The organism is Sphingomonas molluscorum, from assembly GCF_039522995.1.
In the GTDB taxonomy this organism is placed as follows: Bacteria; Pseudomonadota; Alphaproteobacteria; order Sphingomonadales; family Sphingomonadaceae; genus Sphingomonas; species Sphingomonas molluscorum.
Map to the genome: position 1 here is coordinate 1 of NZ_BAAAEL010000001.1, position 11,820 is coordinate 11,820.

Consider the following 11,820-nt stretch of genomic DNA (forward strand, 5'->3'; position numbering starts at 1 on the left):
ACTCATCCCGGTCTCCTTGCGGAGCCTGAATCAGATCGCGACGCTCACATCAATGGGTCCTGACCCTACGCCATCGATGCGGACTGGCGGCTGATCCTGTTCAACCGTGCCGCCGAACGGCATTTCGATCGGTCCCGCGACGACGTGCTTGGCCGCGTCATGTGGGACGTTTTCCCCGAAGTGGTCGGTACGCCGTTCGAGGATGTCCTTCGTCGCACCATGATCGACCGGGTCGGGAGCCGGCAGGAAATGCGGTCGGTGCTGAAGCCGGATCGGTTCGTCGAACTACGAACGGCTCCCAAGGAGGGCGGCGGCATCGCGGTGTCCTTCTCCGACGTAACGGAGCGGAAGGAGGCCGAAAGGCATCGCGAACTGCTCGTGAACGAGCTGAACCACCGCGTGAAGAACACGTTGGCGGTCGTGCAGTCTCTCGCAGTCCAGTCGTTCAGGGATGAGCGCGTTCCCGATCACGCGAGGCGCGCGTTCGAGGGCAGGTTGTTGGCCCTGTCGGACGCCCATAATCTCCTGACACGGGAGAGCTGGGCGTCTGCGCCGCTCCGGCAGATCATCGAAAATGCGCTTCGGCCTTTCGGCGGGGCCAACCGCTTCGACTATGCGGGACCCGACCTTCGCATCGGGTCCAAGGCGTCCGTCAGTCTGGCGCTTGCGCTGCATGAGCTGTGCACCAATGCCGCCAAATATGGTGCGCTTTCGCAAGAAGGCGGGCGCGCCCGGATCGACTGCAGCGTCGAGCAAGGTGAGCCACCCGTCTTTCACCTGTGCTGGGAGGAACAGGGTGGCCCGTCGGTTACGCCACCGTCAGGCCGGGGCTTCGGTTCACGCTTGATCGAACGCGGGCTGGCAGCGGAAATCGGCGGGATAGTGCGTTTGCGCTATCCGCCAACAGGGGTGGTCTGCGAGATCGAGGCTCCCCTGCCGAACATGGAAGGGCAGGAATGACACTCACCGGCAAGCGTGTCCTCGTGGTGGAAGACGAGATGCTGGTCGCCATGAACCTTGAAGACCTGCTGATCGAACGGGGAGCCGAAGTGGTCGGGCCCGCCATGCGTCTCGACACGGCGCTGGAACTTGCACGGACCGAACGGTTCGACGTGGCGGTGCTGGACATCAATCTTCACGGTGGCCGATCGTACCCGGTTGCCGAGACCCTGCGCGAGCGCAAGATCCCCTTCATTTTCGCGACCGGCTACGGCCACGCGGAAGGCGCCGAAGGATATGCGGAAGTCCCGACGCTGACGAAACCATACCGGGCCAGCGAACTTGCTGACGCACTGGAACGCGCGCTCACGGCCAGCGGGTCGGATTAGCGGTTGATCCCGGGCGCGTTGTCCGCGGCGCAGCGCGACGCGGTTCAGCCGGCCGCCTCTGGCGCTACCGAGAGCGCACTGGACCATCGAGCGGCGCCAGCCTGCCCCGCACCAGCGCGTCGAACTGCTGCAGCGTGCACATGCCCTGGAAGCCGCCCGCGCATTCGGCGATCGGCAGGGTCTTGTAGCTGGGCGGCGTCGCGAGCGACAGCGGCTCCAGGCTGCGCAGCTGCTCCAGCGTCTGGGATTGATAGGCCACCCGCACATAACGCTCAGCACTGCCGGGATTGCGCAGCAACTCGAATACCAGCGCTCCGCCCACGGTTGCGTCGTTCTCGGCATAGCCATCGACCTTGAACGTCACCCCCAGCACCGCGGCCATCGCGTTCAGGTTGTTGTCGTGAACGACCACCAGATCCAGCTTCGCCCCGCTCGGGTCCTGAAGGGAGGACAGGATGCGCCGGCCGAGCACCGCACTCTGCCGCCCGGCCAGATAAGGTGCGCGGACATGGACGTCGAACAGCAGCGAGTGCAGCTCACCGATCTGCTCGATTTTTTCCGGCGTCGCACGCCCCCAGCCCACGCGCGCCGGGTCGAAGCCCTCGGCATATTCGAGCAGAAGCACCTGGGCGGTCCCCGATGCCGTCCGGATCGGGCCGCCAAAGTCGAACGACGCAGGCTCCGCCGCCGGCTTCAGCAGCGATTCTTCGGCCAGGATGTCGCACGGCCGCGCGATCCCCTTGCCCCGGCAGCCCAGGATCTCCTCAAGCGTGCGGAACGCCGCGCGGTGCCGCTCGGCCAACGCCTGGATACCGCCAGTGTGCCGGTCGATCGCGGCCACCGCCGCCGCACCGTCATAGGTGACCACGCCCGCGCCCCGCGGATCGAAGATCGGGTCGCGATCGCCGGGCGCGCCATGCTCGACGGTCAGGCCGCACCCTGGCGCGAACCCTTCGGCCAGGGCCTTCCCCGACTGGATCGCACGCTGGGCAGTGCTGGACCGGATCCGCACGGCGCCGGGTACCGGACACCCTGCCGCGCCGAACAGCCCGCGCGCGGCATAGGCGTCGCGATCATACGCACCCAGCAGCCGCATGCCGGTGTAACCGCGCTCGGTCAGATAGCTCTCGGGCACCTGCCACTGGGGCCAGGGCTGGCGCGCCATCGTGCCGACCGGCGCCTCGTCCGCCAGCGGCGCGCGGAGCCCGTGCCGGACCACCATCACCACCTTCTCCAGCTGCAGGTCCGGCCGTTCCTGCGCCGCCGCCGGCACGCAAGAAACGGCAGCGGCAACGGCTGACAGCAGCATGGACCCGAGTTTCATGAGCAAACCTGTGCGATCTGAAAAAGAAGCGCCTCGTAGGTCCGCAGTATGTCCTCTCGATTACGCTCTGGTCGCACCGCGAGTGCAGCAGAGATGACATGCCAACGACATATATTGGTCCCCGATCGGTAACGTAGCGGACTTAGGTCGCCCACATCTGCATTCGACAGACGCAATCCCTGGGAGATCCCATGACAAAGCCTTCCCTCCGCCCGCTCGGGCGGCCGCTGCTGCTTGCCCTGATGCTTTCGGCATCCTCCATCGCCTATGCCGGGGCACCGGACCCTGCCGCAGACGTGGACGCCGAGGTGCAGCGTACCGACAACGACATTGTCGTACTGGGCGCGGCCGACCGCCGGCTGGTGCAGGAAGAGGAGGACGCGGTCGGCACGATCGACGTGGTGCAGACCGGCGACGTCTCGTTGCGATCCCAAACCAACATCGCCGATCTGGCCAAGCAGCTTCCGGGCGTCTCGGTCAGCGTCGACCAGGCACGCAACGGATCGGCCACCGGCGAGGCGCAGTTCGTCTCAATCCGCGGGTTCGAAACCGGCTTCAACGCCTATACGCTCGATGGGCTACGCCTGCCCCAGACCTCGGGCGGCAATACCCGCGCGATCTCGCTCAACCTGTTCTCGCCTTTCGCGATCGGCGGCATCGTCGTCGACAAGACCCCGGGCGCCGACAAGGACGCGGATTCGATTGCAGGCAACATCGACCTGCGCACCCCGACCGCGTTCGACTTCGGCAGTTCCTTTGTGCGCGCCCGTGTGCTGGCGCAGGCCGCGGACCTGGCACTCGATCAGGGACAGGCGGGCATGGGCGGCGCCATCGGCCTCGACATGGCCAAGCGCTTCGGCAGCGCTGGGCAGTTCGGCGTCTACGTCGCGGGTTATTACGAGCGCCGAGCGAGTGCGGCGGAATCGGTCGCGCTCCAGAACCCTTACAAGGCGACGGTGAAAGGCGAGACCCCGCGCGAGAACCCGGACTCGGTGACCGCCGACGGCATCCAGTGGAACTTCTTCAACAACGAGATCGAGCGCTACGGCGCCAGCGGCTCGCTGGACTACCGCACCGAAGCCCTCGACCTGTTCGCGCGCGTCAACTACGCCCGCTACAACAACACCAACACGCAGAACCAGACGGGCCTGCGCAATGAGTTGGTCAGCGGCCAGACAAATCCCAATCCCGGCGGCTATGACGACACCGGCATCTACCGGCCGATGGGCATCAACCCGGCGCACTACTTCCGCGTCGAGGACGTGGAGCAGGAGCTGGTCTCCACCCAGCTAGGCGGCCGCTGGAAGGGCGAGCGCGTCAGCATCGGGTTGAGCGGATCCTATGCCGATGGTCGGCTCGACCAGCCGCGGTCGCACACGGCGGCGTTTCGCGGCATCTCGTACATCGGCACGCCCGGCCAGACCGGCGTGGCGCGCGAAGGGCTGTTGATCGACCTGTCCGATCGCAACTGGCCGCGCGCGATCCTGTCGCCAGAGGCCGCCGCCTATGTCGGCAGCCTGGAACGGCCGCAGCAATATTATGTGCAGACCAATCGCAGCTTCCTTTCGGAAGAGAAGCTGACCTTCAAGGGCGACATCGACTGGCGCGGCGACGGCGTGCTGGCGCTGGTCAAGGCGGGCGGCCTGTGGGAAGGCGCCGATCGCAAGGGCCTGACGATCGACGACGGATCGCTGCGTTATCGCTTCCAGACCGACCTCTACAGCGGCACGGTACCCGGCCTGCCGCTCGCCCAGTTTCCAGGCGAGACGCTCGACAGCTTCATGGGGCACCAGACTCCCCGCCCGTTCAAGCTGATCAGCCGCGAGGCGATCGAGGAACAGGTGTCGCGCTATGTCGACATCGACGGCCTGAGCGAGGACATCCTCAACCGCGGGCGCCTGTCGGGCGAGGAAACGCGCAAGGCCGTGTTCGCGACCGCGACGCTGCGTTTCGAAACCGAGAACGCAGGCACGATTGAGGTCATGCCGGGCATCCGCTGGGAAGATAATCGCTACACGGCCAGCTTCTGGTCCAATACCGAAGCCGACAGCGACGCGCGCTTCATTGAGGCGGGGCGCAAGTACGACCATCTCGACCCGTCGGTCCTGGCGGTGTGGCGTGCCCCTGGCGGCTGGACGGTTCGCGGCTCGGCGCGCAGCAGCTACAGCCGCCCGGCCTTCAACCAGCTTGCAGGTCCGACCACAGAGGAGCGCGACGCGATCACCGACGAGCTGATCTCGGTCACCCGTCCCAACCCGGACCTGAAGCCGGTATCCGCCTGGAACTTCGACCTGGGGGTCGAATATCGCACCGAGCGCAACCGCTGGTTCCAAATTGCCGCCTATTACAAGGACCTGAAGAACGTCATCGTGCCGACGGCGACCCGCACCGGATCCGGCGCGGTGGACGGGGTGATCTACTATCAGCCGTACAACGGCCTGGGTGGCTCGGCGAAGGGCATCGAGGCCTCGTTCCGCTTCGCGCTGAACGACTGGGCGCCCACGGATTGGATGGGCGGTTTCGGCATCGGCGGCAACGTGACCGTGCAGGACACCGAAGTCACCTATCAGCTGGGCGAGGACGAAATCCGCACCAGTCGCCTGCCCGAGGCGCCGCACCTGATCGCCAATGCGGAGCTCTTCTACGAGCAGGGCCCGGTGCGCGCGAACCTCTGGTACAACCACACCGGCAAGCGGCTGTACAATGTCGAGGACACCCAGCCCGACACCTATACCCAGGGGCTCAACGAGCTGAACCTGGGCGTCGCCTTCGCCATGACCAGCAAGATCGAGCTGGGACTGGCAGCACGCAACATCACTAACGAGCCGACCTACTACAACACGGTGGGCGCCTCGACGCGCTACATCTCGGCCGATCGCGCGGGCGGCTATCTGAAGACCGGCCGCATCTTCCAGGCAAGCCTGACCATGACGATGTAAGCTAGTGCGGTGCGGAAACGGCGTGCCCCTTCCGCACCGCACTCCTCCCTGCTTGTGGGTCAGACCACCGCGACACACGGTGTCAGCCGAGATGCACCGGCTCGGCTGCCCGAGGCTCAGATCGATTCGGCAGCAGGACACGCAGGCACCGGCGCCAACGAGAAAAGTACCGCCGCCTCCGATCGGACTACGTCTTGGACTTCACCGGGGGCTGGATGACCTATTCGGCCGAAGGGAGCGCACACAGCGCGTCTGCGGTCCCGCGGTGACTCTACGTGGTCACGCGCTCTTCAAAGAGAATTCGCAGATAAGGCGAGCCCTGGCACTAGCAGAGTCTTGAAATGGTGGAGCCGAGGGGGATCGAACCCCTGACCTTCGCAATGCCATTGCGACGCTCTCCCAGCTGAGCTACGGCCCCACGCCGTTTTTGCCGTTCGTTTCCGAAGCGGCTCCGGGAACCCCGTGTCCGGGGAAGGCGCCCTCTAAGCGGGCCCTTTTGGTTTGGCAAGCGCCTTTTCGACGCTTGCCGCACCTTTTTTGAACTTGCCGGCCTTAGCCGGCGCGAGGATCAGTTTTCCTCGTCTTCGTCCTGAGTGTTCACGCCCAGATCGTCGTCGCCGCCGAGATCGACGTCGTCGTCGGCCGAGGGCTCATCCTCACCGTCGATGTCCAGATCCTCGTCACCGAGATCGGCGTCCTTGTCCGCCTCCTTCTCGCTGATGGGCTTGGCAGCTTCGAAGGGAAGCGGCTGCTTGGACTTCAGGATCGGCTCCGGATTCCAGGTCACGCCGCATTCGATGCAGGTGACGGGATCTTCCTTGCCCAGGTCATAGAAGCGCGTCGCGCATTTCGGGCACGTCCGCTTCGTGCCCCATTCCGGCTTCACCATGTGCCGCTCTTGCCTTTCGGTGTGGGATTTTGGGTATCGGGACTGGTGCCCGAGAAGTGGCGCGCGCCTTGCCATAGCGCAAGGGCGCTGTCAAAAACCGCTGCCTGCCGCCGGCCCAGCGACGGCGGATGCTTCGAGGCGAGGCAGATCTGCGGCCCGCCGCGCCCCGCCGCTTGACGACCGCTCCGGTTGCGGCAAGGGGTCGCCCATGATCATTGCAGTCGACGGACCCGCCGCGTCGGGTAAGGGCACCATCGCCCGGGCGCTTTCCCGCCACTACAACCTGCCCCATCTCGACACCGGGCTGCTCTATCGTGCCGTCGCCGCAACCGTGCTCCGCGACAAGCTCACGCCCGAGCGCGAAGCCGATGCGATCGCCGCCTGCGGCTTCGAGGATCGGCTGCTCGAGGATCCGTGGCTGCGGAGCGACGAGGTCGGCCAGATCGCGTCGGTCGTCTCCGCGCATGCGCTGGTGCGCGCCGCGCTGCTCCAACGTCAGCGGCGCTTCGCGGCGCAACCGGGCGGCGCCGTCCTCGACGGTCGCGACATCGGCACGGTGATCGCCCCCGACGCCCACGCCAAGCTGTTCGTGAAGGCGACGCCTGCCATCCGGGCACGCCGTCGCCACCTGGAGCTTCAGAAGCAGGGCTCGCCCGTCACCTACGACAAGGTTCTGGCCGACATTCGCGCGCGCGACGAGCGGGATGCCGGGCGTGCCAACGCGCCGATGATGATGGCCGCGGACGCCGCCCCGCTCGACACCAGTTTCCTGTCGATCGAGGCAGCCGTTCAGCGCGCGGTGGAATTGGTAGACGCACGCGTCGCCGCCTGATCGGGGGCACCGGTCCGGCCGCCTCCCCAGCTTGCGAATTGCTTGCATCTGGGCTATGCGTGCGGGGTTCGACGAGCGATTGCTCGCGGGGCCGGCGCGGAGGCGATTCCTCACGCGCCCTTTTTCGCATGAAATTGCAGGCCTTTGCAGCAAGCGTCCGACGAATGCCGCGACCGGCATTCGGCCGCCGCGGCGACGCCGGTCAAAGACCGCCGGAACCAACCGGCCGGCCGGAAAAACGTACAGGAACCAGGAACTCTAATGGCCTCTTTGGCAAACCCGAGCCGCGACGATTTCGCGGCGATGCTTGACCAGACCCTGGGTCAGGCCGACAGCTTCGAAGGCCGCGTGGTCATCGGGACCGTCACCGGCATCGAGAACGACCTCGCCGTCATCGACGTGGGCCTCAAGTCGGAAGGCCGCGTGCCGCTGCGCGAGTTCGCAGCGCCGGGCCAGAAGGCGGACCTGAAGGTCGGCGACGAAGTCGAGGTTTATGTCGACCGCGTCGAGAACGCGAACGGCGAAGCGATGCTCAGCCGCGACCGCGCCCGCCGCGAAGCCGCCTGGGACAAGCTGGAAACCGAGTTCGCCAAGTCGGCTCGCGTCGAGGGTGTCATCTTCGGCCGCGTCAAGGGCGGCTTCACGGTCGACCTGTCGGGCGCCGTGGCCTTCCTGCCGGGCTCGCAGGTCGATATCCGTCCGGTGCGCGACGTCACGCCGCTGATGGACATCCCGCAGCCCTTCCAGATCCTCAAGATGGACCGCAAGCGCGGCAACATCGTCGTCTCGCGCCGCGCGGTGCTGGAAGAGACCCGCGCCGAGCAGCGTTCGGGCCTGATCCAGTCGCTGCACGAGGGGCAGGTGATCGACGGCGTCGTCAAGAACATCACCGATTACGGTGCGTTCGTCGACCTGGGCGGCATCGACGGCCTGCTGCACGTCACGGACCTCAGCTACAAGCGCGTTGGCCACCCGTCCGAGATGCTGAACATCGGCGACACGGTGCGCGTGCAGATCATCCGCATCAACCGCGACACGCAGCGCATCTCGCTCGGCATGAAGCAGCTTGAGAGCGATCCGTGGGATGGCGCATCGGTCAAGTATCCGGTCGGCGCCAAGCTGGCGGGCCGCGTGACCAACATTACCGAATATGGTGCATTCGTCGAGCTGGAGCCGGGCATCGAAGGCCTGGTGCACGTGTCCGAGATGAGCTGGACCAAGAAGAACGTCCACCCGGGCAAGATCGTGTCGACCAGCCAGGAGGTCGAAGTCATCGTCCTCGAGGTCGATCAGGAAAAGCGCCGCATCTCGCTCGGCCTCAAGCAGGCCCAGGCGAACCCGTGGGAGCGTTTCGCCGAGCAGCACCCGGTCGGTTCGACCGTCGAGGGCGAAGTCAAGAACGCGACCGAGTTCGGTCTGTTCGTTGGCCTGGACGGCGACGTCGACGGCATGGTCCACATGTCGGACATCGCATGGGGCATCTCGGGCGAGGACGCGCTCAACCTGCACCGCAAGGGCGAGATGGTTCAGGCCGTCGTGCTCGCAGTGGAGCCGGACAAGGAGCGTATCTCGCTCGGCATGAAGCAGCTCGAGCGGGGTGCACCGGCGGTTGGCGTCGCCACCACCGGCGACCGTCTCAACAAGGGTGCGATCATCACCGTTACCGTGCTTGAAGTCCGCGACGCGGGCCTCGAAGTGCAGGCTGGCGAAGATGGCGCGACCGGCTTCATCAAGCGCACCGACCTCGGCCGTGACCGCGACGAGCAGCGTCCGGAGCGCTTCCAGGTCGGCCAGAAGTTCGACGCGATGGTGTCGGGCTTCGACCGCTCCAAGAAGCCGACCTTCTCGGTCAAGGCGATGCAGATCGCCGAAGAGAAGCAGGCGGTTGCACAGTATGGCTCGTCCGACTCGGGCGCGTCGCTGGGCGACATCCTTGGCGAGGCCCTCAAGGCCCGCGGCGAAGGCCGCTAAGCATTGCGCCGCGGCGGGAAGTTGCTTCCCGCCGCGGCAAATGCCTTAACTTGTGTTGCAGTTCGGCTCCTGCCGAATTAGCTGTTCGGTTCCCCTGCGTAATGACCGCTTCCGCCAATGCGTGGTGGGATGGATGAGGCCGACATGATCCGATCTGAACTCGTACAGCGCCTGGTCGCCGAGAACCCCGGCCTCTCCGCGCGCGACGTGGAACGGATCGTCACCGTTTTCTTCGACAGCATCGTCGAACAGTTGAAGGCGGAAGGTCGCGTCGAACTACGCGGCTTCGGCGCCTTCTCTACCCGCGCACGCGATGCCCGGACCGGCCGCAACCCGCGGACCGGCGAGACCGTCGAAGTGGATGCCAAGCGCGTCCCCTATTTCAAACCCGGCAAGGAAATGCGCGCGCGCCTAAACGTGTGACGTTCCGCCTTGGCGCAACGCCGCGCTTGACGCGGATGCAGCCTTGCGGTTCCCGTGCCGCCATGCGGACGTGGCGAAACCGGTAGACGCAGCCGACTTAAAATCGGCTTCCGAACAGGAGTGCGGGTTCGAGTCCCGCCGTCCGCACCACCATGTGGCGCTCCGCCGCCTTCGATGGCAGGAAGGGGCCATGGCGCCCTTCCCCTTCTCGCACGCCCGCTTCCCGCTGCTGCTCGCCGCGGCTGCGCTGGCGCTTGGCGGCTGCGACCGCCGGCCCGACGATACGGCGGTGGCGGTCAGCGTCGTGGGCGGAACGGCTCGGGTGGCCGATCCTTCGCGTACGGAGCTCTCCCCCGCCGAGCGCGTGCTGATGGGCGCGACGGCACAGGGCCTCGTCCGCTTCGATGCCACCGGGCAGGTCGAGCCCGCGCTTGCCGAGCGCTGGATCGTGATCGACGAGGGCCAGAGCTATATCTTTCGCCTGGGTGACGCGCGGTGGCCGGACGGCAACCGCGTCACCGCGAGCGAGGTCGTGGCAACGCTCAAGCGGGCGGTCCGCCCCGCGCACCATAAGCCCCTGGCCGGCGCCTTGCGGCTGGTCGACGAGATCGTCGAAATGACGCCGGAGGTGGTCGAGATCCGCCTGCGCCGGCCGCAGCCGGAGTTCCTGAAGCTTCTCGCGCAGCCGGAGCTTGCCATCTTCCAGGCACGCGGGCTGCGAGGGACGGGACCATTCGAGCTTGGCCAGCCGGCGCGCGGCGCGCAACAGCTGCGGCCGATCCGCGGATTGGACGACGAGGATGCGGACACGCTGCCCAGCCCCGCCGAGAGGATCGAGCTGCGCGGGGAACGGGCAGCGCGCGCGGTGCTGCGCTTTACGCGGGGCGACCTCGACCTGGTACTGGGCGGGGGCGTGGATGACTGGCCGTTGCTGGCCGTCGCGGAGGTCGCGCGGGAGAGCATCCGCGTTGATCCGGCGGTGGGGCTGTTCGGGCTGGCCGTCGCACGGCGGCAGGGCTTCCTGGCCGAGACCGCCAACCGGGCCGCGCTGGCGGGCGCGCTCGACCGGAGCGCCATTGCGGCGGGGGTGCGCGAGGAATGGGCGCCTGCCACCGCGCTGCTCCCGGCGCAGCTCGACTCCGCAGCCGCCCCTGCCGAGTTCCCCTGGCCGGTCACGCCGACGGAGGACACGATTGGGCAAGCGCGTGCGCGGGTCGCGATCTGGCTGGCGGACCATCCGGACATGGCGCCGCTCCGGATCGCACTGCCGGAGGGGCCCGGCGCCAACCTGCTGTGGCGCGGCATCGCCCGGTCACTGCGCGCCATCGGCCTGCCCGTGGAGCGGGTGGCGATCGATGCACCGGACGCGGACCTGCGCCTGGTCGACAAGGTCGCGCCGCTCGATTCGGGCCGCTGGTACCTCGACAACGCCTGTGTCGCCTGCGACCCGATGATCCGCTCGATCATCGACAGCGCCGCCGATGCGCCGGACGCGGAGACACGCGGGCGGCTGCTGGCGGACGGGGACGCGGCGCTGGCGGCGGATGCGAGCTTCGTGCCGATCGCCCTGCCGCTGCGCTGGTCCCTGGTGTCGCCGCGGCTGCGCGCCTGGGCGCCGAACCCGCGCGCGTGGCACCCGTTGAATCACCTGCGCGGCGACCCCAGCTAACAGCCATGAACCGTAGCTCCCGCATCCCGCCCGAAGCGTTCGACCGCCTGGCCGAAGTCGTGCCCCTGGGCCGCGACGCCGCCGCCGTGCGCAAGCGGCTGGTGGCCCTGGAGCGGCTGCTGGAGCGCAGCTTCGTGATCCCGGGCATCAAGGTGCCGGTGGGCCTCGACTTCCTGTTCAACCTGCTGCCGGTGGGCGGCAGCTTCATCGGCGCCGCGATGGGCAGCTACATGATCTGGGAGGCCCGCAACCTGGGCATGTCCAAGCTCCAGATGGCGCGCATGGCAGGCAACGTCGGCGTCGACTGGGCGGTGGGCCTGATCCCGGTGGTGGGGGCGGTGCCCGACCTGCTGTTCCGGTCGAACACCCGCAACCTGCGCATCATCAAGCGCCACCTGGACAAGCACCACCCCGGCACGGCCACGATCGACAACCCGTGACCGCG

At 67.1% G+C, this 11,820-nt stretch carries 10 protein-coding genes and 2 tRNA genes; 9 read left to right on the forward strand and 3 right to left on the reverse strand.

Annotation, left to right across the window (positions count from 1 at the left end):
• The first annotated feature begins 72 nt into the window (after positions 1-72).
• Both ABDZ92_RS00005 and ABDZ92_RS00010 read left to right on the forward strand, forming a co-directional pair.
• Entirely contained in the window at positions 73-960 is an 888-nt protein-coding gene (locus ABDZ92_RS00005; RefSeq protein ID WP_272695275.1) for a sensor histidine kinase, read from the forward strand.
• Positions 957-1,328 (forward strand): response regulator, encoded by a 372-nt coding sequence (locus ABDZ92_RS00010; RefSeq protein ID WP_125962410.1) that lies wholly within the window; start codon positions 957-959, stop codon positions 1,326-1,328. The genes ABDZ92_RS00005 and ABDZ92_RS00010 overlap by 4 nt, the downstream gene beginning before the upstream one ends.
• A 64-nt stretch (positions 1,329-1,392) precedes the next feature.
• Here ABDZ92_RS00010 and ABDZ92_RS00015 read toward each other — a convergent pair whose 3' ends face one another.
• Positions 1,393-2,652, reverse strand: coding sequence for a histidine-type phosphatase (locus ABDZ92_RS00015; RefSeq protein ID WP_125962411.1), 1,260 nt, complete (start codon positions 2,650-2,652; stop codon positions 1,393-1,395).
• Between the two features lie 191 nt (positions 2,653-2,843).
• On the opposite strand from ABDZ92_RS00015, the gene ABDZ92_RS00020 reads away from it, so the two are divergent.
• Positions 2,844-5,591: a TonB-dependent receptor gene (locus ABDZ92_RS00020; RefSeq protein ID WP_125962412.1), complete on the forward strand. Its 2,748-nt coding sequence runs from the start codon at positions 2,844-2,846 to the stop codon at positions 5,589-5,591.
• Between the two features lie 342 nt (positions 5,592-5,933).
• Here the strand turns inward: ABDZ92_RS00020 and ABDZ92_RS00025 are convergent.
• Together ABDZ92_RS00025 and ABDZ92_RS00030 are read right to left on the reverse strand one after the other, a co-directional pair.
• Positions 5,934-6,009: transfer RNA gene (locus ABDZ92_RS00025), tRNA-Ala, on the reverse strand.
• A gap of 150 nt (positions 6,010-6,159) precedes the next feature.
• Positions 6,160-6,480, reverse strand: a complete 321-nt coding sequence (locus ABDZ92_RS00030) for an FYDLN acid domain-containing protein (protein ID WP_125962413.1) — start codon at positions 6,478-6,480, stop codon at positions 6,160-6,162.
• 208 nt (positions 6,481-6,688) lie between these two features.
• Here ABDZ92_RS00030 and ABDZ92_RS00035 point away from each other — a divergent pair, with 208 nt between their 5' ends.
• The 6 genes from ABDZ92_RS00035 to ABDZ92_RS00060 all read left to right on the forward strand — a co-directional run bounded on the left by ABDZ92_RS00035 (position 6,689) and on the right by ABDZ92_RS00060 (position 11,815).
• Positions 6,689-7,312 carry a (d)CMP kinase gene (locus ABDZ92_RS00035; protein ID WP_125962414.1) on the forward strand — a complete coding sequence of 208 codons (624 nt, stop codon included), beginning with the start codon at positions 6,689-6,691 and terminating at the stop codon, positions 7,310-7,312.
• A 261-nt stretch (positions 7,313-7,573) separates the two neighbouring features.
• Positions 7,574-9,283, forward strand: coding sequence for a 30S ribosomal protein S1 (gene rpsA, locus ABDZ92_RS00040; protein WP_125962415.1), 1,710 nt, complete (start codon positions 7,574-7,576; stop codon positions 9,281-9,283).
• Positions 9,284-9,427: 144 nt separating this feature from the next.
• Positions 9,428-9,706, forward strand: coding sequence for an integration host factor subunit beta (gene ihfB, locus ABDZ92_RS00045; protein WP_125962416.1), 279 nt, complete (start codon positions 9,428-9,430; stop codon positions 9,704-9,706).
• A 64-nt stretch (positions 9,707-9,770) separates the two neighbouring features.
• Positions 9,771-9,856 (forward strand) — tRNA-Leu (locus ABDZ92_RS00050).
• Positions 9,857-9,896: 40 nt separating this feature from the next.
• Positions 9,897-11,375 (forward strand): ABC transporter substrate-binding protein, encoded by a 1,479-nt coding sequence (locus ABDZ92_RS00055; protein WP_125962417.1) that lies wholly within the window; start codon positions 9,897-9,899, stop codon positions 11,373-11,375.
• A 5-nt stretch (positions 11,376-11,380) separates the two neighbouring features.
• Positions 11,381-11,815: a DUF4112 domain-containing protein gene (locus ABDZ92_RS00060; RefSeq protein WP_125962418.1), complete on the forward strand. Its 435-nt coding sequence runs from the start codon at positions 11,381-11,383 to the stop codon at positions 11,813-11,815.
• Positions 11,816-11,820 lie beyond the last annotated feature (5 nt).

What these genes read in the sequence shown, in the direction of transcription:
- ABDZ92_RS00010 (WP_125962410.1), top strand. Translation starts at nt 957, where the DNA reads ATGACACTCACCGGCAAGCGTGTCCTCGTGGTGGAAGACGAGATGCTG.
- ABDZ92_RS00015 (WP_125962411.1), bottom strand. Translation starts at nt 2,652, where the DNA reads ATGAAACTCGGGTCCATGCTGCTGTCAGCCGTTGCCGCTGCCGTTTCT.
- ABDZ92_RS00020 (WP_125962412.1), top strand. Translation starts at nt 2,844, where the DNA reads ATGACAAAGCCTTCCCTCCGCCCGCTCGGGCGGCCGCTGCTGCTTGCC.
- ABDZ92_RS00030 (WP_125962413.1), bottom strand. Translation starts at nt 6,480, where the DNA reads ATGGTGAAGCCGGAATGGGGCACGAAGCGGACGTGCCCGAAATGCGCG.
- ABDZ92_RS00035 (WP_125962414.1), top strand. Translation starts at nt 6,689, where the DNA reads ATGATCATTGCAGTCGACGGACCCGCCGCGTCGGGTAAGGGCACCATC.
- rpsA (WP_125962415.1), top strand. Translation starts at nt 7,574, where the DNA reads ATGGCCTCTTTGGCAAACCCGAGCCGCGACGATTTCGCGGCGATGCTT.
- ihfB (WP_125962416.1), top strand. Translation starts at nt 9,428, where the DNA reads ATGATCCGATCTGAACTCGTACAGCGCCTGGTCGCCGAGAACCCCGGC.
- ABDZ92_RS00055 (WP_125962417.1), top strand. Translation starts at nt 9,897, where the DNA reads ATGGCGCCCTTCCCCTTCTCGCACGCCCGCTTCCCGCTGCTGCTCGCC.
- ABDZ92_RS00060 (WP_125962418.1), top strand. Translation starts at nt 11,381, where the DNA reads ATGAACCGTAGCTCCCGCATCCCGCCCGAAGCGTTCGACCGCCTGGCC.